15 protein-coding genes are annotated in these 17,723 nt (G+C 69.4%); 2 read left to right on the forward strand and 13 right to left on the reverse strand.

What is annotated here, in order from left to right; all coding sequences use genetic code 11:
• Positions 1 to 50: 50 nt before the first annotated feature.
• The 11 genes from AP428_RS26110 to AP428_RS26160 form a co-directional block, all read right to left on the reverse strand.
• A complete protein-coding gene (locus AP428_RS26110) occupies positions 51 to 761 on the reverse strand; it encodes an outer membrane protein (RefSeq protein ID WP_011548577.1) in 711 nt (236 codons plus the stop codon).
• Positions 762 to 874: 113 nt separating this feature from the next.
• Positions 875 to 1,654, reverse strand: coding sequence for a carbonic anhydrase family protein (locus AP428_RS26115; RefSeq protein WP_011548578.1), 780 nt, complete (start codon positions 1,652 to 1,654; stop codon positions 875 to 877).
• A gap of 278 nt (positions 1,655 to 1,932) precedes the next feature.
• On the reverse strand, positions 1,933 to 2,577 hold the full coding sequence (locus tag AP428_RS26120) for a response regulator transcription factor (RefSeq protein WP_011548579.1): 645 nt from the start codon (positions 2,575 to 2,577) through the stop codon (positions 1,933 to 1,935).
• Entirely contained in the window at positions 2,574 to 4,019 is a 1,446-nt protein-coding gene (locus tag AP428_RS26125) for a sensor histidine kinase (RefSeq protein ID WP_011548580.1), read from the reverse strand. The genes AP428_RS26120 and AP428_RS26125 overlap by 4 nt, the downstream gene beginning before the upstream one ends.
• 330 nt (positions 4,020 to 4,349) lie before the next feature.
• Positions 4,350 to 5,090, reverse strand: a complete 741-nt coding sequence (gene arsH / locus AP428_RS26130) for an arsenical resistance protein ArsH (protein ID WP_011548581.1) — start codon at positions 5,088 to 5,090, stop codon at positions 4,350 to 4,352.
• 47 nt (positions 5,091 to 5,137) lie between these two features.
• Positions 5,138 to 6,208 (reverse strand): ACR3 family arsenite efflux transporter, encoded by a 1,071-nt coding sequence (gene arsB / locus AP428_RS26135; protein WP_011548582.1) that lies wholly within the window; start codon positions 6,206 to 6,208, stop codon positions 5,138 to 5,140.
• A gap of 65 nt (positions 6,209 to 6,273) precedes the next feature.
• Positions 6,274 to 6,768, reverse strand: coding sequence for an arsenate reductase ArsC (locus AP428_RS26140; RefSeq protein WP_041489434.1), 495 nt, complete (start codon positions 6,766 to 6,768; stop codon positions 6,274 to 6,276).
• A gap of 20 nt (positions 6,769 to 6,788) precedes the next feature.
• On the reverse strand, positions 6,789 to 7,124 hold the full coding sequence (locus AP428_RS26145) for a helix-turn-helix transcriptional regulator (RefSeq protein ID WP_011548584.1): 336 nt from the start codon (positions 7,122 to 7,124) through the stop codon (positions 6,789 to 6,791).
• A 199-nt stretch (positions 7,125 to 7,323) separates the two neighbouring features.
• A complete protein-coding gene (locus AP428_RS26150; protein WP_054928420.1) occupies positions 7,324 to 8,907 on the reverse strand; it encodes a DHA2 family efflux MFS transporter permease subunit in 1,584 nt (527 codons plus the stop codon).
• On the reverse strand, positions 8,904 to 10,028 hold the full coding sequence (locus AP428_RS26155) for an HlyD family secretion protein (protein WP_054928421.1): 1,125 nt from the start codon (positions 10,026 to 10,028) through the stop codon (positions 8,904 to 8,906). Before AP428_RS26155 ends, AP428_RS26150 begins: the two co-directional genes overlap by 4 nt.
• A gap of 59 nt (positions 10,029 to 10,087) precedes the next feature.
• Positions 10,088 to 11,581 carry an efflux transporter outer membrane subunit gene (locus AP428_RS26160; protein WP_011548587.1) on the reverse strand — a complete coding sequence of 498 codons (1,494 nt, stop codon included), beginning with the start codon at positions 11,579 to 11,581 and terminating at the stop codon, positions 10,088 to 10,090.
• A gap of 116 nt (positions 11,582 to 11,697) precedes the next feature.
• Here AP428_RS26160 and AP428_RS26165 point away from each other — a divergent pair, with 116 nt between their 5' ends.
• Both AP428_RS26165 and AP428_RS26170 read left to right on the forward strand, forming a co-directional pair.
• Positions 11,698 to 12,471: a helix-turn-helix domain-containing protein gene (locus AP428_RS26165; RefSeq protein ID WP_041489435.1), complete on the forward strand. Its 774-nt coding sequence runs from the start codon at positions 11,698 to 11,700 to the stop codon at positions 12,469 to 12,471.
• A 119-nt stretch (positions 12,472 to 12,590) separates the two neighbouring features.
• Positions 12,591 to 13,577 carry a LysR family transcriptional regulator gene (locus AP428_RS26170; protein WP_011548589.1) on the forward strand — a complete coding sequence of 329 codons (987 nt, stop codon included), beginning with the start codon at positions 12,591 to 12,593 and terminating at the stop codon, positions 13,575 to 13,577.
• 28 nt (positions 13,578 to 13,605) lie between these two features.
• Here AP428_RS26170 and AP428_RS26175 read toward each other — a convergent pair whose 3' ends face one another.
• Both AP428_RS26175 and AP428_RS26180 read right to left on the reverse strand, forming a co-directional pair.
• On the reverse strand, positions 13,606 to 14,094 hold the full coding sequence (locus tag AP428_RS26175; protein ID WP_006479988.1) for an SRPBCC family protein: 489 nt from the start codon (positions 14,092 to 14,094) through the stop codon (positions 13,606 to 13,608).
• 55 nt (positions 14,095 to 14,149) lie between these two features.
• Entirely contained in the window at positions 14,150 to 17,716 is a 3,567-nt protein-coding gene (locus tag AP428_RS26180) for an amino acid adenylation domain-containing protein (protein WP_011548590.1), read from the reverse strand.
• Positions 17,717 to 17,723 lie beyond the last annotated feature (7 nt).

The following is a 17,723-nucleotide window of genomic DNA, read 5'->3' on the forward strand; positions in this document are numbered from 1 at the left end:
CCGGAAACGAACGCGCAACGCCGCGCGTTCGCGACAAGACCGCGTGGCGCTCAGAACCGCCCGCGCAGCCCGATGAACACTTCGTTCGACGACAGCTTCGACTTCAGTTGCTCGTCGCGCGCCGACACGCGGTTCACGAACGTGTTGAAGCCCGTCTCGACGTTGCCCATGTCGACATAGCGATATCCGACGTCGATCGTGAAACGCTTGTTGATCGCATAGCTCACGCCCGCGCCGGCCGAATACGCGAGGTTGGTCTGCGTCTTCGACGCGAAGCGACGCGTGTCGTTGCCCTGCCAGCCTTCGGCCGACACGATCGCGACACCGACGCCGAGCGTGCCGTACACCGAGAAACCACGCCCCAGGTCGAAGTCGCGATAGCCGTTGAGCATCAGCCGCTGCGACGACACATGGAATTCGTTCGCGTTCGCGTCGAACGGCGCCCAGTAGCTGACGAAGTTGCCGGAGCGCTTGAACACGTATTCGCCTTCCGCGCGCCAGCCGTTACCGAACTGGTAGCCGCCCGCGACCGAGCCCGTCACGCGATCCTGCCCGTCCGGGCCGCCGATGCGGCTCGTCACACGCGGGCTCGTCAGCTCCATGTTCACGGCGTTGTCAAACGCGCCGATGACGCGCGCGGTCGCGTAGTAACCCGCGTCGCTCGGGTCCTGCTTTTTCGTTTCCGGTGCGACCGTATCGGCGAATGCCGCGCCCGAGAACAGCAGTGCGAGCGACAACGGGAGGGCGAAAGACTTGATCATGACGTGACTTCCTGAACGATGAGAGGAGATCACGCCATCGTAGGAAATTCGTCATGCACGCTGAACCCGTACGCGAACGGGTGGCGCCTCCGTAGCGCTACGGAGGCGCGCGCTTACTTCGCGTCGTAACGCAGCAGCGGCCGGCCGTTCAACGGTTGAACCACGCGCGCGTTGTGCGAGTAACGCATCCGGAATGCGGTGATGTCGTCCGCCGACAACTCGACCGGCTCGTCCAGCACGTACCATTCGACGTTCTCGGTCAGCGGCGGCGTCGTGAGCGAACCGAGGTAGTGGTAGTAGGTTTTCACGCTGCGCGGCATCAGCGCGGCTGCGTGGAACGACGGCACGCTCGCGGTATCCGCGCCGCGCAGCGCATCCATCACCGCCGCGAACTGCGCGTTCTCGCTGCCGGTGCGATAGAACACCGCGACGACGGCCAGCCGCCCGTCCTGCGAGCGGAACACGAAATGTCCCTCGATCGGAGAGCTGCGACCGTCCAGCGTATGCTCTGCCGGCGCGTGGAAATGAATCTGCTGAAGCCGGAAATGCCGCCCGCGGATCGTCGCGCTGCCGCCGGCCGGCACGATTTGGATCGTATGGCCGTTATCGATCGCCTTCGCGCGGGTGTCGGCGATATGCACGTCGATCGCGACGTTCTCGTCCTCGTAGCGCGTCGCGCGCTTGACCGTTGCGGAATCGATCGCGACCGGCGACTGCGCGTCGCCGGATTCGAGATGCCACTCGCGCTGGTGATCGTAGTCGAAGCCATGACCGGTCGGCGCGGCAGGCGCCGATGCCGGCGCATCGGCCGCATGCGCGCCGGGCGCGATCGCCGTCGTCGCGAACAGCGCCGCCGCGGCAAGCCGGATCATCGTGATTCGGGTCGTATTCATTCGAATGCTCTCTACTGAAAAAACAACGCGATGCCACGCTCGATGCGAGTCGGTCGAAACCGGCCGCGCGGGCGTGGCGGAAAAAATCGGGGTAAGCGGTCATCACGGGGCACAACGTGCCCACGTTCGTTCCGCGCGGGAATCGCGGTCGGGCGCGCGATTCGGACCTTGCCGCGAGTCAGGCCGGACGCGATCCGGTTCGCGTTGCGAAATCGCACGACGTAGGGACACCGCGCGTCGAGCCGCTTCCGCTCCTGCGCCGCGGCATCGTCGCGCCGCTACGTCGCCGATACGCCCGCGAGCGCCGCGTAGTCGCGCACCAGCTCGACGAGCGACGCGACCTGCAATTTGTCGAACAGGTTCGCGCGATACGTCTCGACCGTGCGCGGCGACAGCCCGAGATCGCGCGCGATTGCCTTGTTGCTGCCGCCGCGCACGATGCCGTCGAGCACGTCGCGCTCGCGCGCGCTCAGCGTCGCCATCCGGCTCGCGCGGGCCTGTTCCGCCGCGTCGCCGTCGCGCCGGTCCGCGTGCCCGCGCAGCGCCTGCTGGACCACGTCGATCAGTTCGTCGTCGTCGACCGGCTTGCGCAGGAAATCGCACGCGCCGCGCTTGAACGCACGCCGGCACGCATCGACGTTGCCATGGCCGGTCAGCACGATCACCGGCAGGCTACGCCGGCCGGCGAGACAATCGAGCGCGTCGAGCCCGCTCATCCCCGGCATCCGCAGGTCGAGCAGCACGCAGCCGAGCGTGCTGTCGTCGGCTTCCGCGAGAAACGCGTGCGCATCGGCGAAACGGCGGGTGCGCAAGCCGACGGTCCACAGCAGCAGCGCGAGGCCGTCGCGCACGGCTTCGTCGTCGTCGACGATCGCGACGACGGACCCGGCCTCCGGCGGATGCATGGCTTCATGCGTGCTCATCCATGCCCCTCCCGCGCCATCGGCAGCAACAGCACCGCCTCGGCACCGCCGGACGGCAGGTTCCGAATGGTCAGCGCGCCGTCCTGACGCTGCGCGAGCGTGTCGCACAACGGCAGCCCGAGGCCGAGCCCGTCCGTGCGCGTCGTGAAGAATGGCTCGAACAGCCGCGGCAGCGCGTCGTCCGGCACGCCCGGCCCGGTGTCGGTCACACTGAACCGGTAATGCCGGCCGTCGCGTGCACCGCTCACGCGGATCTCGCCGCGCGGCGCGCCTGCCAGCACGTCGCGCGCGTTGCGGATCAGGTTGTGCAGGATCTGCTCGACCGCGACCGGATCGGCCAGCGGCCGGGCGCGCGGCGCCGCGTTGCGCCACGTCAGCGCGACGTGCTCGCGCGCCGCGTCGTCCGCGTGCAGGAACAGCAGCGACGCCATCAGCGCGTCCGGATCGAGCGCACGGCGCGCGTCGTCGCGGCTCGACGTCATCGCGGTGCGCAGGCGGTCGAGAATCGCCGCGGCGCGCTTCGCCTGCGCGACGCTCGTCTGCAACGCACGGCGCACGCTGTCGCGCTCCGACGGCGTATCGAGCATCCGCTCGGCTGCGCGCGTGTGCGTGACGATCGCGGTCAGCGGCTGGTTCAGCTCATGCGCGAGGCCGGCCGCCATTTCGCCGAGCGTATCGAGGCGCGTCACGCCGTCGAGCCGCGCGCGGGCGTGCTCGCGGCGACGCGCGTCGCGCAGCCGCCACGCGCCGAGCGCGCCCAGCACCAGCAGCGCGGCCACGACATTCCACAGCGCGATCGACAGCCACGGCAGGTCGGCCGCCGTGAGCGTGCGCGTCGTCGTCAGCACATACGCCTGCGGTCGTGCAGGCAGGTGTTTTTCGACGTGCATCGTCCAGCCGAACGGCGTGGCCGGCGCGTCGCGATGCAGCAGCTCGAACGCGCGCCCTTGCAGATGCAGCGCCGCGGATGCCAGCGAATCGGGCCAGTCGCCCGGCGCCAGCAGTTGCCCCGGGTCGATCCGCACGGCCCAGCCGGAATCGGCGGCGAGCCAGTAACCGTCGCCGGCGAATTCGATCGAGAACGTCGTGGCATCGCGCGGCGGCGAGCGTCGAACGGCGAGACTGGCATCGTGCCGGCCCGCACCCGGCGGCCGGAACTCGAGCCCGTCGAGCTGGGGCATCCGCGTGCGCAGCGTGTCGAGCATGTGCGGCGGCGGCGCGGACAACGCGGTCGCGCCGAGCGTCGCGAGCATCGCTTCGTGCTGCGCGGCCTTCTGGCCGAGCACGCGTATCGCGATGCTCGAATCCTGGAAGAAGCGGTCATACGCGTCGCCGGCCGCGCGCGACACGCGGCGGCGATACGGCGGCCACGTGCCGGTCGGCGACCCTGCAAGCCATGTCGCCAATCGTCCGATGATGTGTTGATGGTCCGTGATGCCCATGGAGATCGCCCTCGGCGGAACCGCACCGCGCTCGTATGAATCGAAGTTCGCTGGTGCAAGTATCACGTTCGGTTCGCGAGCAAGTAAATCGGACTAGGCTGATTCGTCCTACGGACGATTTCGATCGCTAATCGATTTTTTCATCGCCTTTGCAGCGTCGGGGGATCGGTGTCGCCCGCTGTCGAGCCGCCGACGTACGTGTTGCATGTTGCCCGTCGGCGCGGCGGTCTGCGCATGCTTCATCGACATCGCGAACGCGATCGTCTTCGATCTGCTTCCTGCGTTGTCAATTGAACGGGCGGCAGTGCATTCCGGCCGCCCCGTCGCGCATCAGATACTCCACTGATTCACCCGCTTCGACAACGCCTCCGCACTCTCCTTCCGCTCGCTGTACCGATCGACGAGATACGGCCCGACATCGCGCGTCAGCAGCGTGAACTTGACCAGTTCCTCCAGCACGTCCACCACCCGATCGAAATAGGCCGAAGGCTTCATCCGCCCGGCTTCGTCGAATTCCCCGAACGCCTTCGCCACCGACGACTGGTTCGGGATGGTCAGCATGCGCATCCAGCGGCCGAGCACGCGCATCTGATTGACCGCATTGAACGACTGCGAGCCGCCGCTGACCTGCATGACCGCGAGCGTCTTGCCCTGCGTCGGCCGGACGGCGCCCATCGACAGCGGAATCCAGTCGATCTGCGCCTTCATGATCCCGGTCATCGCGCCATGCCGCTCGGGCGAGCACCACACCATGCCTTCCGACCACTGCACCTGTTCGCGCAGCTCGACGACCTTCGGATGGCTCTCCGGCGCATCGTCGGGCAGCGGCAGGCCGCTCGGGTTGAACACGCGCACCTCGGCGCCCATCGCCGTCAGCAGGCGTGCGGCTTCCTCGATCAGCAGGCGGCTGAAGGCGCGCTCGCGCAGCGAGCCGTACAGCAACAGGAACCGCGGCGCATGCGTGGACGGAGAAGCCGGCCGCAACTGTCCGGCATCCGGCACGCGAAACGATTCGAGATCGAGTTGCGGCAGGTCGTTAGAAAGATCAAGCACGCTTGCCCTCCGTGTCATGGCGATGAATCAGGATGTCGTTCATGCAGATGGATACGCCCGTTCGTTCACGCGCGCTCGTACCAGCCTTTCGACCGGTTGACGACGCGCACCACCAGCAACATCACCGGCACCTCGACCAGCACGCCGACGACGGTCGCCAGCGCCGCGCCCGAATGAAAGCCGAACAGGCTGATCGCGGCCGCGACGGCCAGCTCGAAGAAGTTGGACGCGCCGATCAGCGCGGACGGGCACGCAACGTTGTGCTTCTCGCCCACCGCGCGATTGAGCCAGTAAGCGAGCGCCGAGTTGAAGAACACCTGGATCAGGATCGGCACCGCGAGCAGCGCAATGACCAGCGGCTCCTTGAGGATCGCTTCGCCCTGAAACGCGAACAGCAGCACGAGCGTCGCGAGCAGCGCGGCGATCGACCACGGGCCGATCTTCGTCATCGCGGCGTCGAATGCCGCCCGCCCTTTGGCCAGCAGCCGCTTGCGCAAGACCTGCGAGACGATCACGGGGATGACGATGTAGAGCCCGACCGACGTGATCAACGTCGCCCACGGCACCGTGATCGCGGACATCCCGAGCAGCAGCCCGACCAGCGGCGCGAACGCGACCACCATAATGCTGTCGTTCAACGCGACCTGCGACAGCGTGAACAGCGGATCGCCGCCCGTCAGCCGGCTCCACACGAATACCATCGCCGTGCACGGCGCGGCGGCCAGCAGGATCAGCCCGGCGATGTAGCTGTCGAGTTGGTCGGCCGGCAGCAGCGACGCGAACAGATGCCGGATGAACAGCCAGCCGAGCAGCGCCATCGAGAACGGCTTGACGAGCCAGTTCACGACGAGCGTGACGCCGATGCCTTTCACATGCCGACGCACTTCATGCAGCGCGCCGAAATCGACCTTCACGAGCATCGGAACGATCATCACCCAGATCAGCAGGCCAACCGGCAAGTTGACGTGTGCATATTCCATCCGGCCGATGTGCTGAAACAGGCCGGGCAGCGCTTGCCCGAGCGCGATACCGGCGACGATGCACAGTGCCACCCAGACGGTCAGATAGCGTTCGAAGAAATTGATGGCGGGCATGGCGGCCGCCTTGCCTGCCGGCGAGACGTCGGGTGCGTTCATTGAACGGGTATCGATCTCGGTGTCGCGAGCGGCCAGCGGCTTCTCGCCGGTCGCCATGCGCGCAGTCAGTTTCGGGAAATCTCCACGAGTGCCGCCTGGAGTTCGGCGTTGCTCATGCGATCGAGCGGCAGCGCCAGCAATTGCAGCATCCGGTAGCCGAGCGCCTCGCGCGTGAGTTCGAACGCGAGACGCTTGCCTTCATCGCCGCCCGGCGCATTCGATGGATCGGCATAGCCCCAGTGCACTTTCACCGGGCTGCCGGGCCAGTGCGGGCAGGTTTCGGCGGCCGCGCTGTCGCATACCGTGACGACGACGCGCATGTCAGGCGCGCCGGCGCCGACGAATTCGTCCCAGCTCTTGCTGCGGTAGCCGCTCGTGTCGACGCCGGCGTTCGTCAGCGCGTCCAGCGCGAACGGATCGAGCCGGCCGCTCGGCGCGCTGCCCGCGCTGTACGCGCGCATGTCCTTGCCGAGCTTCGCGGCCCAATGGTTGAGCATCCCCTCGGCCAGCACGCTGCGCGCCGAGTTGTGGGTGCAGAGGATCAGTACGTGGGTGGTCATGGGCAATGCGCGCGAACGCGTCAACAGGTTTGCGTGCCGGACGTCGAACACGCGGACACCGGCGAGCATGGATTGCCGCCGCAGCAGTTCTCGGTGAGATAGGCCAGCAGGCCGTTCATCGTCGCGAAGTTCGCGCTGTAGATGACGAAGCGGCCTTCCTGCCGGCTCGTGACGAGCGCGGCATGGGCCAGTTCCTTCAGATGAAAGGACAGCGACGATGGCGGCACGTCGAGCAAGGCGGCGATCTGCCCCGCGGGCAGGCCCGGCGGCCCTGCCTGCACGAGCGCGCGGAACACGGCGAGCCGGGATTCGTGGGCGAGCGCCGACAAGGCGGCGACGGTCTGGTTCGTTTCCATATTTCGATAATAATCGAAATATGAAATAATGGAAACCGCCGACGGTATTCGGCGATGCAGCGAAAGGATGCGGTCCGTCGCCTTCGCGAACCTGCAAAGCACGGAGCGGCAGATCGAGACGGAGATCGGCGGCGATCTTCGCGTGACGGCAACGGCGACGGACACGGCAATCCGGATCGAGGTCAGCCACAGCCGGCCCTCACGCCTTTTTCTTCCCCTTGAGAATGAACGCCGCCGCCGTACACCCGATCATCGCGATTCCCGCGATCAGGAACGTATCGCTGTACGCCATCAGCAGCGCCTCGCGCATCACGCGCTGGTTGACGAGCCCCAGCGCAAGTTCATGCACGCCGGAGAACGATCCGCCCGGCAGCACGTCCGCGCGCGGCGCATGCACGCGCGCGAGCAGCCGCGCGAGCATCGCCATGCGCTCCTGGAACGCCTCGGAGAACGGCGTGACCGCCTCGCCGATGCGCATCGCATGCAGCTTCTGCCGCTCGACGACGATCTGGCTCATCACCGCGATGCCGATCGCGCCGCCGACGTTGCGGACCATGTTGAACACGCCCGACGCGGAGCCGAGCTGCGCCTTCTCGATCCCGTCGACGGCCATCACGGCCAGCGCGATCACGACGAACGACTGCCCGATCCCGCGCACGATCAGCGACGGGACGATCACGTTCGATGCCGCATCGGCGTCGAGGTGGATGTTCATCAGGCAGCCGGCCGCGACCAGCACGAAGCCGAGCACGATCGTCGTGCGCGGGCTGGTGCGGCGCATCAGCGGCGGCGTCAGGAACGACATCGCGAACTGCACGAGCCCGTACGGAATCATTGCGAGGCCGATGTCGCGCGCGCTGTAGCCGTGCAGCTCGGCAAAGTAGTTCGGCACGAGGAACACCACGCCGAACACCACCGCGCCGAACAGGAACTGCATCAGGCTCGCGATCCCGAAGTTGTACTGGCCGAGCAGCCGCAGGTTGATGAACGGCTCCTTGCGCCGCAGCTCGATCGCGACGAACGCCGCCAGCCCGAGCGCCGCGACGATCGACAGCTCGACGATCAGGTCCGACGCGAACCAGTCCTTGCGCCCGCCCTCCTCCAGCACGATCTGCAGCGCGCTCAGGCCGACCGCCATCGTCGCGATGCCGAACCAGTCGGCCCGCCTGAGCATCCCGAGCTGCACCGGCACGGGCCGGATCGCCCAGCCGATCGCCGCGACCAGCGCGATCGCCGGCGGAATCTGCAGATAGAAGATCCAGCGCCACGAATACATGTCGGTGAGCCACCCGCCGACCGACGGCCCCGCCGCCTGCGCGACGTTGTTCGCGATCGCGAACAGCGCCATCCCGAGCGGATGTTTCGACGGCGGCAATTCGGTGACGATCAGCTGGAACGACAGCGGGATCAGCACGCCGCCGAACGCGCCCTGCAGCGCCCGCGCGACGATCATCGTCGAGATGCTCGGCGCGACCGAGCATGCGAGCGAAAACGCGAGAAAGCCGGTCGCGCCGACCAAGAGCACGCGTCGCGCGGAAAACACCTGCACGAGCCAGCCGGTGAGCGGAATCACGACGATCTCGGCGACGAGGTACGCGGTGGTGATCCACGAGCCTTCCTCGAAGCTCGCGCCGAGCGAGCCGCGGATGTCGGGCAGCGACGCATTGGTCACGTGCACGTTCATGCCGGCCATGAAGCAGCCGAACACGCCGCCGAGCACCGCGACCCACGCGCGCAGCGAAACGGTGTCTTCGTGCGCAGCCTGCGCGGTCGTCGTGCTCACGTGCCGGCCCCCTGCGTGCCGCGCGTGTCGACGCGCGCGATCACCGACATCCCGGGCCGCAGCACGACGCCGGCCGGCGGCGCATCGACGCGGATCTTCACCGGGATGCGCTGCACGATCTTCGTGAAGTTGCCGGTCGCGTTGTCCGGCGGCAGCAGCGCGAACTGCGCGCCCGAGCCCGGCGCGAGGCCGATCACGCGGCCGTGCAGCGTATGGCCCGAATAGGTGTCGACGTCGATCTGGACGGGCTGGCCGTCGTGCATCGCGCCCAACTGCGTTTCCTTGAAGTTCGCCACCACGTACACGTCGCTCAGCGGCACCACCGCGAGCAGCGGCATCCCGACTTCGACGTACTGGCCGGCTCTCACCGCGCGCTGGCCGACGCTGCCGTCGCGCGTCGCCCGGATCACCGTGTGGTCGAGATCGAGTTGCGCGAGCGCCAGCTTCGCCTGGGCCGCCGCAAGCCGGGCGCGTGCCTGCGCGATCGCCGCGGTGCTCTGTTCGCGGCGGCGCTGCAGCACGGTCTGCTGGTCGGTCTGCACCCGCACGGCCGCGCCGGCGCGGGTCAGCTCGGCGCGCGCCTTCAATGCGTCCGCATGGGCCTGCTCCCAGCGCTGCCCGCTCGCGGCGGATTCGGCCAGCAGTTGCTTGTAGCGCGTCGCATCGGCGTCGCGCCGCGCGGCTTCGGCGCGCGCGGCGGCCGCATCGGCGTCGGCCTGCGCGATCTGGCTGCGCTGCTGGCCGATCTGCGCGTCGAGCATCGCGGCCGCCGCCTGCTCGGCCTGCAGCGTCGCGTCGGCCGCCGCGACGGCGGCCTGCGCATCGTCGACCTTCGCGCGATAGTCGCGGTCGTCGAGCCGCACGAGCACGTCGCCGCGCTTCACCGGCTGGTTGTCGTCGACCGCCACCTGCGTGACGTAACCCGACACGCGGGAGCTGACGGTCACGACGTCGGCGCGGACATACGCGTCGTCGGTGCTTTCGATGAAACGGCCGACGGTCCACCAGTGCCAGCCGAACACGGCGAGCGCGATGACGGCGAGCACGACGCCCGCGGCGATCAGTTGGCGCCGGGAGAACCGGGCGGTTTTGGCTTTTTCGGGTACGGCAGTCGTGCTCATGATCGGAATGATGAGTTGGCGTGCAAGAGAACGGACAGGGACGCGGCGAACGTGGCCGGCTACGGTTGCCAGCCGCCTCCGAGCGCCTTGAACACGGCGACCTGGTCGAGCGAGACCTGCTGCGTCGACTCGGCCAGCGCCGAATCGACCGCGACGAGGCTGCGCTGCGCGTCGAGCACGCCGAGGAAATCGAGGGCGCCGGCTTCGTAGTTCAGCTCGGCGAGGCGATAGGCGCGCGCATGCTCGGCACGCGCGGTTTCGAGCGCGGCGCGGCGGCGCCACGCGGCGCCGTAGCGGGCCAGCGCCTGCTCGGTTTCCTTCAGCGCGCGCAGCACCTGCGCATCGAATTGCGCACGGGCGAGCGTGTCGTCGGCGCGGGCCTGCGCGAGCCGCGCGCGGCTCACCGCCATGTTCGGAAAGCGCCACGTGATCAGCGGGCCGACGCCCCAAGCGATCGCGTACTTGTCGCCGAGCGTCGACGGATCGCCGCCGGTCGACAGCCAGTTCACCGAGCCGCCGAGCGAAATCGACGGATACAGCTCGGCCGTCGCCACGCCGATCCGCGCATTCGCGGCGGCCAGTTGGCGCTCGCTCTCGCGCAGGTCGGGGCGACGGCGCAGCAGCGACGCGCCGTCGCCGACCGGGAACGGCCGAGCGAGCATCGGCGCGGTGCGGCAATGCGCGGCGGCGTCGGGCAGCGCGCCGGGCGCGCGCCCGGTCAGCACCGCCAGTTCGTACAGCGCCGCGCGCCGTGAGCCGACGAGCGCCGGCAAATCGGCGCGCGTATCGTCGGCGAACGCGCGCGAACGCGCCACTTCGAGGTCGGACACGAGCCCGTGCGCGCGCTGCTTCGCCGTCAGCGCGGCCAGCCGGTCCGCGATGCCGACCGACTGCTCGGCCACGTCGATCCGCTCGCCGTATGCGCACACCTGCGCATACGCGGCCGTCGTCTCGGCGGCCACCACGACGCGCATCGCATCGGACGCGGCCTGCACCGCGTCGGCGTCGGCCTGCGCGGCGTCGACCAGATGGCGCACGCGGCCCCACAGATCGACTTCCCACGACAGCGAGAACGACGGCGCGAAACCCCAGCGCGTGCGCGCATCGGTGTCCTTGGCCGCCGCAACGATCTGGTCGGGCGCGTGCTTGCCGTAGTCGACGCCGAAGCCGGCCGTCGTGTCGGGCAACCGCGCGGCGCCCGCCTCGTCGAACACGGCACGCGCACGCTCGACCCGCGCGACGGCCGCGGCGAGATCGCGGTTCTGCGCCAGCGCATCGCGCACGAGGCCGTCGAGTACGGGATCGTCGTACAGCCGCCACCAGCGTTGCGGCGGTTCGCCGGCGGCCGCGGCCGGCACGTCGGCCACCGCGTCAAACGGCCCGGTGCGCGTCGCGTCGGACACCGGCGGCCGATACGGCTCGCCGACCGAACACGCGGCCAGCGCGGCCGACGCCAGCAGCACGGCCGCACAGGTGGCGCGCCGCACGCGCGGCAAGCGTGTCTCGACGGCGGGAGAAACGGGCGAAGCGGACGGAATGGACGGAACGCGCATCGGGTGGCAGTGGCAAGGAGGTCGAACAAACGATGGGCTTATGGTAATTTCGACCTATGCGGTCGATCTCGCGCGTAAAGCGCATTCGTCGTCGAGAAAAGGACAATCCCGATCAATTGGAAAATTTCTTCATCGCACTCGAGCGCCAGGCGCGTGACAAGCAGATCGCCGTCGTCGCCTCCGACTCGCCGGCGGGCATGGCGTACCCGCCGCATTCGCACCGCCAGGGCCAGCTGATCCACGCGATTTCCGGCGTGATGATCGTGCACGCGGACGCGGGCAGCTGGGTCGTGCCGACGGGCCGCGCGGTGTGGGTGCCGGGCGGCACGCAGCACGAGATCCGCTCGGCCGGCGACGTGCAGATGCGCACCGTGTTCGTCGGCCCCGAAGTGCGGCCGAGCCTGCCGACCGAATGCCGCGTGATCGAGGTCGGCACGCTGCTGCGCGAACTGATCGTGACGGCCTGCGACCTGCCCGCCGACTACGACCTGTCGCACCGCGCGGGCCGCGTGCTCGCGCTGATCCTCGACGAGATCGAGATCGCGCCGTCGCTGTCGCTGCACGTGCCGATGCCGCGCCATCCCGCGCTCGTCGCGCTGTGCACGCGGCTCATCAACGACCCGTCGTCGGTCGTCACGCTGCAGGCGTGGGCACGCGACGCGCACATGAACGAACGCACGCTCGCCCGCGCGTTCAAGCGCGAGACGGGCATGACGCACGGCGCATGGTGCCGCCACGCGCGGCTGCTGCTGAGCCTGCCGCGCCTCGCCGCCGGCACGCCGATCCTCGAACTCGCGCTCGAACACGGCTACGACAGCCCCAGCGCATTCGCGGCGATGTTCCGCAAGGCGCTCGGCGTCGCGCCGAGCGAATACTTCCGGCGGCGCTGACCCCGGCGTCGATTGTCCGTTTTGCGACGATCGATCGCTGATGCGCGCGCGCGGCGTGCCGTGGCCGTCGCTACAGTAGCGGCATTGCCATACGGCCAGCCGGAGGTTTCGTTATCCCGATGGATCTGATTCAAAGCATGCAGGCGTTCGTCACGCTCGCGGACGCGGGCACCTTCACCGAGACCGGCAAACGGCTCGGCATCACGACCGCGCACGTCAGCCGGCTCGTCGCGTCGCTCGAGCATCGTCTCGGCATCCGGCTGCTGAACCGCACGACGCGCTCGATGTGCCTGACCGAAGCGGGCGAACGCTATCTGGCGCGCGCCCGCGACATCACGCTGGCCGTCGATGCGAGCGAGCGCGAGGCGCGCGACGCGCGCGTGCATCCGCATGGCCGGCTGCGCGCGCATTGCAGCGCCAGCATCGCGAACCATTTCGTGATTCCGCTGATCGGGCAATTCCAGGCGCGCTACCCGGACGTGAGCGTCGACCTGACGCTCGCGCCGCACCTGCCGAAACTGGTGCGCGACAGCTACGACGTCGCGGTGATCGCGATGCCGAGCCTGCCGAGCTCCGAGCAGGTCGCGATCGACGTCGGTCGCATCCGCAGCGTGCTGTGCGCGTCGCCCGCGTATCTCGATGCGCACGGCATGCCCGATTCGCCGGGCGCGCTGGTTCACCATCGCTGCGTGCAACTGGTCGCGCCCGCGTATCACGAGCGCATCTGGACGCTCTGGAACGGTGCGGAAGCACAAACGGTGGACGTCGATCCGTCGATGACGGCCGACGTCGCCGCGTCGCTCGCGATCGCGGTGCGCGAAGGCGCGGGAATCGGCTTGCTGCCGGACTTCGTCGCCGCGGCCGACCTGCGCTCGGGCGCGCTCGTGCGCGTGCTGCCCGACTACCAGGCGGAGGAAATCGGCGTGTTCCTGGTGTACGCGTCGCGCCAGCATCTCGACGCGAAGACGCGCGCCTGGGTCGACTTCATGAAGGCCGCGCTGCGCGATGCGTTCGCACAAGCGCGCGACGACGCGTGCGCACCACCGGCCGGGAAAAAAAGCCACGCACCGGGCAAGGCCGGCGCGTGGGCCGGCGCGGCCGCGTAGCGGCACGGCGCCGGCGGGCGATGCACGGTTACTGCGGCTTGAACAGCGCGCGCAGGTTCGTCATCGCCATGTCGAGGAAGCCGGTGACGAACGCGTCGAATTCCGGCTGGCGCGCGGCGCCGCCGTGCGACGGTTCGCCGGCGATGTCCCACGTCACCGTGCAGGCCTGGTCGCCGCGCGGTTCGACGCGCATCAGCGCCCACAGATTGCCGATGTCGAACGACGTATGGATCAGGCTCCACGTCATCACCATCGCTTCGTCGTCGTGGCTGTTGAGCTGTTCGACGACGACGTTGCCGTCCGCGAAATGCTTGATGCGCAGCGAGCGCACGCCTTCGCCGATCATGTCGGTATGGTCGAGCCCCGTGATGAAGCGCGAGAAGCCGGCGAAATCGCCGACCACGCGCCACGCGTCGCGCGCCGGCACGTCGAGATCGGCCGAGCCGGACAGGATCGGCGTTTGCGGCGCGTAGACGAGCGTGGACGGACGGGGTTGCGTTGCAGTACGTTGCAGCATGATGCCTCCTTGATGAATGATGCGATGACAGCGATTGATCAAACGGGGTACGTCTTCACCACGCGGGTTCGGGCTCGGCGTCGCGGCGGGCGTCGTTCGCGCGCGGCGCCGGCTCGGGCGGCGGCGGCATGAAGCCGCATTCGGCGAGGTAGCCGAAATGCGCATCGAGCAGCGCGTCGTCCTTGTCCGGATACGTGACGCCTAGCCGGCGCAGCGTCGCCTCGGTGCGCGCGTGATCGATCACGGCCATGTCGCCGATATCGTCCTGCCGGTCGTCGAGATAGAACGCGACGACGTCGAACAGCGCATTCGATTCGTCGATCGACAACAGCCGCTCGCGCCAGACCCCGGGCGCTTCGAATCGCAGCGGATAGCCGCGCCGCGCGAGTGCGCGCAGGTAGCCGGCCCAGTCGAGCGGACGCGGGTTGTGCAGATGGAACACGCGCTCGGTGCGCGCACCGTCGAGCGTGCACGCGACGATCGCCCGCGCCAGGTAGTCGACCGGGCTCAGGTCGAACAGCCCGCCCTCGCTCGCGAGCGGCGCGCAGCCGAGCTGCACCGCGCCCTTGAGCAGCAGCAGGATCCGGTTGCGTCCCGGCTGGCACAGCCCCGTGCGCGAATGGCCCGTGATGTTGCCGGGCCGCAGGATCGTCGTGTCGATCCCGCGCGCAGCCGCTTCGGCAACGAGATGCTCGGACACCCACTTCGTCAGGTTGTAGCCGTTGTTGACGAAGGCAGGGCCGGCCTCCGACGGGGCCGCCTCGATCAGGCGTCCCGTCGGGCCCGTCGCGCTCGCCGCGGATAGCGTCGATACGAAATGCAGCGCCTTGCGGCGGCCGCTGCAGCACAGGCGGAGCAGTTCGAGCGTCGAGCCGACGTTCTCCGCGTGCAGGTACGGGTAGTCGTACACGTGGTTCACGTGTGCGCCGTTGTGATGAATCGCGCCGACCTCGGCCGCGAGCGTCTGCCACACCGCATCCGACAGCCCGAGGCGCGGCGCACCGAGATCGCCGCGCAGCACCCGCACGCGCGGATGCCCGCACAGATGGCCGAGCCCGTTGACGAACGCCGCTTCGTCGAGCCGCCGGCGCGCGCTCGCATCGTCGTCGCCGCGCACGACGCAGTAGACGATCTGGTTCGTGCGGCTGATCAGTTCGCTGAGGATGAAGCAGCCCAGGAAGCCGTTCGCGCCGGTCAGCAGCACCGCGCCGGAGCCGTCGCCCGCCGGCTGGCCGGCCGGCAGTCGCACGTCGTCGGGCAGGCGGCGATCGTCGTGCACGCGCGCCGGCACGTTCGCGCCGCGCTCGCCCGACTCGTCGGTCAGCAGCGCCGCGAGCGCGGCGATGGTCGGCCGCTCCATGAAACGCGCGAGCGCTGCGTTGCCGCCCAGCTCGCGCTTCACCGCCAGCATCAGCCGCGACACCAGCAGCGAATGGCCGCCCAGTTCGAAGAACGACGCGTCGCGGCCGATCTCGTCCGGCGCGAGTTCGAGCAGCGTCGCCCACATCGCGGCGAGACGAAGCTCCAGCGCGCCGCGCGGTGCGTCGCGCGTGTCGCTTCCCGCACGCGACACCGGCAGGCGCGCGAGTGCGGCGCGGTCGATCTTGCCGTTCGGCGTCGCGGGCAATACGTCGAGCGCCGTGATGTCGTACGGCACCATGTAGTCGGGCAGCGTGGCGGCCAGCACGGCGCGCAGCGCGTCGGGCGTCGCCGCCGCGTCGACCGGCTTCGCGGCGAACAGCCGGATGCGCTTGCGCTCGTCGGGCACCACCGCGCACTGGCGGTACAGCCCCGCCGCCAGCGCGGCCGTCTCGATCTCGCCCGGCTCGACGCGAAAACCGCGAATCTTCAGTTGCGTGTCGCGGCGGCCCACGTAGCGCAGCGTGCCGTCCGGCTCCCAGCTGGCGATGTCGCCGGTCCGGTACATCGTCGCGCCCGGCGCGCCGTACGGATCGGCGACGAAACGCTCGGCGCTCAGGTCGGGCCGACCGAGATAGCCGAGCCCGACGCCCGCGCCGGCGATGCACAGTTCGCCTTCCTCGCCGGTGAGCGCCGGACGGCCGTCGGCCGCGAGCACATGGCAGCGCGCGTTCGCGATCGGCCGGCCGATGCGCCGGTTGCTGTCGCCGGCGCGCAGTTCGCCCGTCGTCGCGAGCACCGTGCATTCGGTCGGCCCGTAGATGTTGTGCAGCCGCCGGTTCGCGCTCCAGCGCGCGATCGTGTCGGGGTCGCACACGTCGCCGCCCGTGACAAGGTGCGCGAGCGCGGGCCAGTCGCAATCCGGCAGCGCCGCGAGCAGCGCGGGCGGCAGGAACGCGTGCGTGATGCGCGCGTCGGCGACGAGCGTCGCGAGCGCGTCGAGTTCGCGGCGCTGCGCTTCGCTCGGCGCGACCAGCGTCGCGCCGGCGAGCCAGGTCGGGAACATGTCGAGCAGCGACGCATCGAACGCCACCGTCGAGAACTGCAGCACGCGCGACGACGCATCGAGCGACACGTGCGCGCGATACCAGTGGCAGAACTGCACGATGTTCCGGTGCGACAGCATCACGCCTTTCGGCACGCCGGTCGACCCCGACGTGTAGATCGCGACCGCGCAGCGCGCATCGCGGTCCGCATCCCGTTCGAGCGGCCACTGGCCGGCCAGCGCATCGGGCGAGGCGTGCGCGTCCGCTTCCGCGTGCGCGCCGCAGTCGATCACGTCGAGGTCGAATCCGTCGAGCAGCGCCGGCTCGACCGCCCCGCCGACGACGAGCGCCTGCGCCCCCGATTCACGCAGGATCGTGCGGGCCCGCTCGGGTGGAAACGCGGGATCGAGCGGCACGCAGGTCGCGCCGGCGCCCAGCACGCCGACGATCGCCGGGTACAGCGCGACGCCCTTGTCGAGTCGCACCGCGACCACACGTGGCGCGGCCGGCCGCGCGGCGATGCGCGCGGCAACCTGGCGGGCGCGCGTGACCAGCTCGCGATAGGTCAGCTGGCCATCGGCCGCGACGAGCGCGCAGGCGTCCGGCGCAGCGGCCGCCGCACGCGACACGAGCTCCGGCAGCGACGGCTCGCACGGCCACGCGGCGGCCGTGTCATTAGACGCATGCCAGCCGGCCAGCCGTTCGAGATCGAGCACGATATCGGACGGCCCCGGCGGCGTGGCGCGCGGCGCGTCGTTCGGATCGCTCAGCTCGCGCGCGATCCCGCTCGCGACTTCGTGCATCAGATCGACCGCGCATGCGGCGATCTCGTCCGCGAGGTCGGCGCCGTTGAGCGCCGCGCCAAACGCGAGCGTCGCGTCGGCCAGCACGCGCGTGTCGCCGGGCGCCGCGTCCGTGAGCCACGCGACGCGTACTTCGCGCGGCGGAAACGCATCGGCGACGATCTCGCAATGCAGCGGCCGTGCGTGGGCGCAATGCACCGCGGGGTCCGGCACGCCGCAGACGATCGACCACTCGGCCGCGTTACGCAACGGTTCGGGTGCCGGCGCCGGCAGCAGCAGCGCATCGGCCGCGTCGCGCAGCGGGCCGTCGCGTCCGTCGGCGATACAGACGGTATGGCCGGTCGCCTCGAGTTCAGCCGCCAGCCGTGCGGCGAGACGGGTCTGCCCGCCGATCGCAATGATGATCGCTTTCATCGACGTG

This window comes from Burkholderia sp. E168m22, assembly GCF_001319805.1.
Lineage (GTDB): Bacteria > Pseudomonadota > Gammaproteobacteria > Burkholderiales > Burkholderiaceae > Burkholderia > Burkholderia orbicola.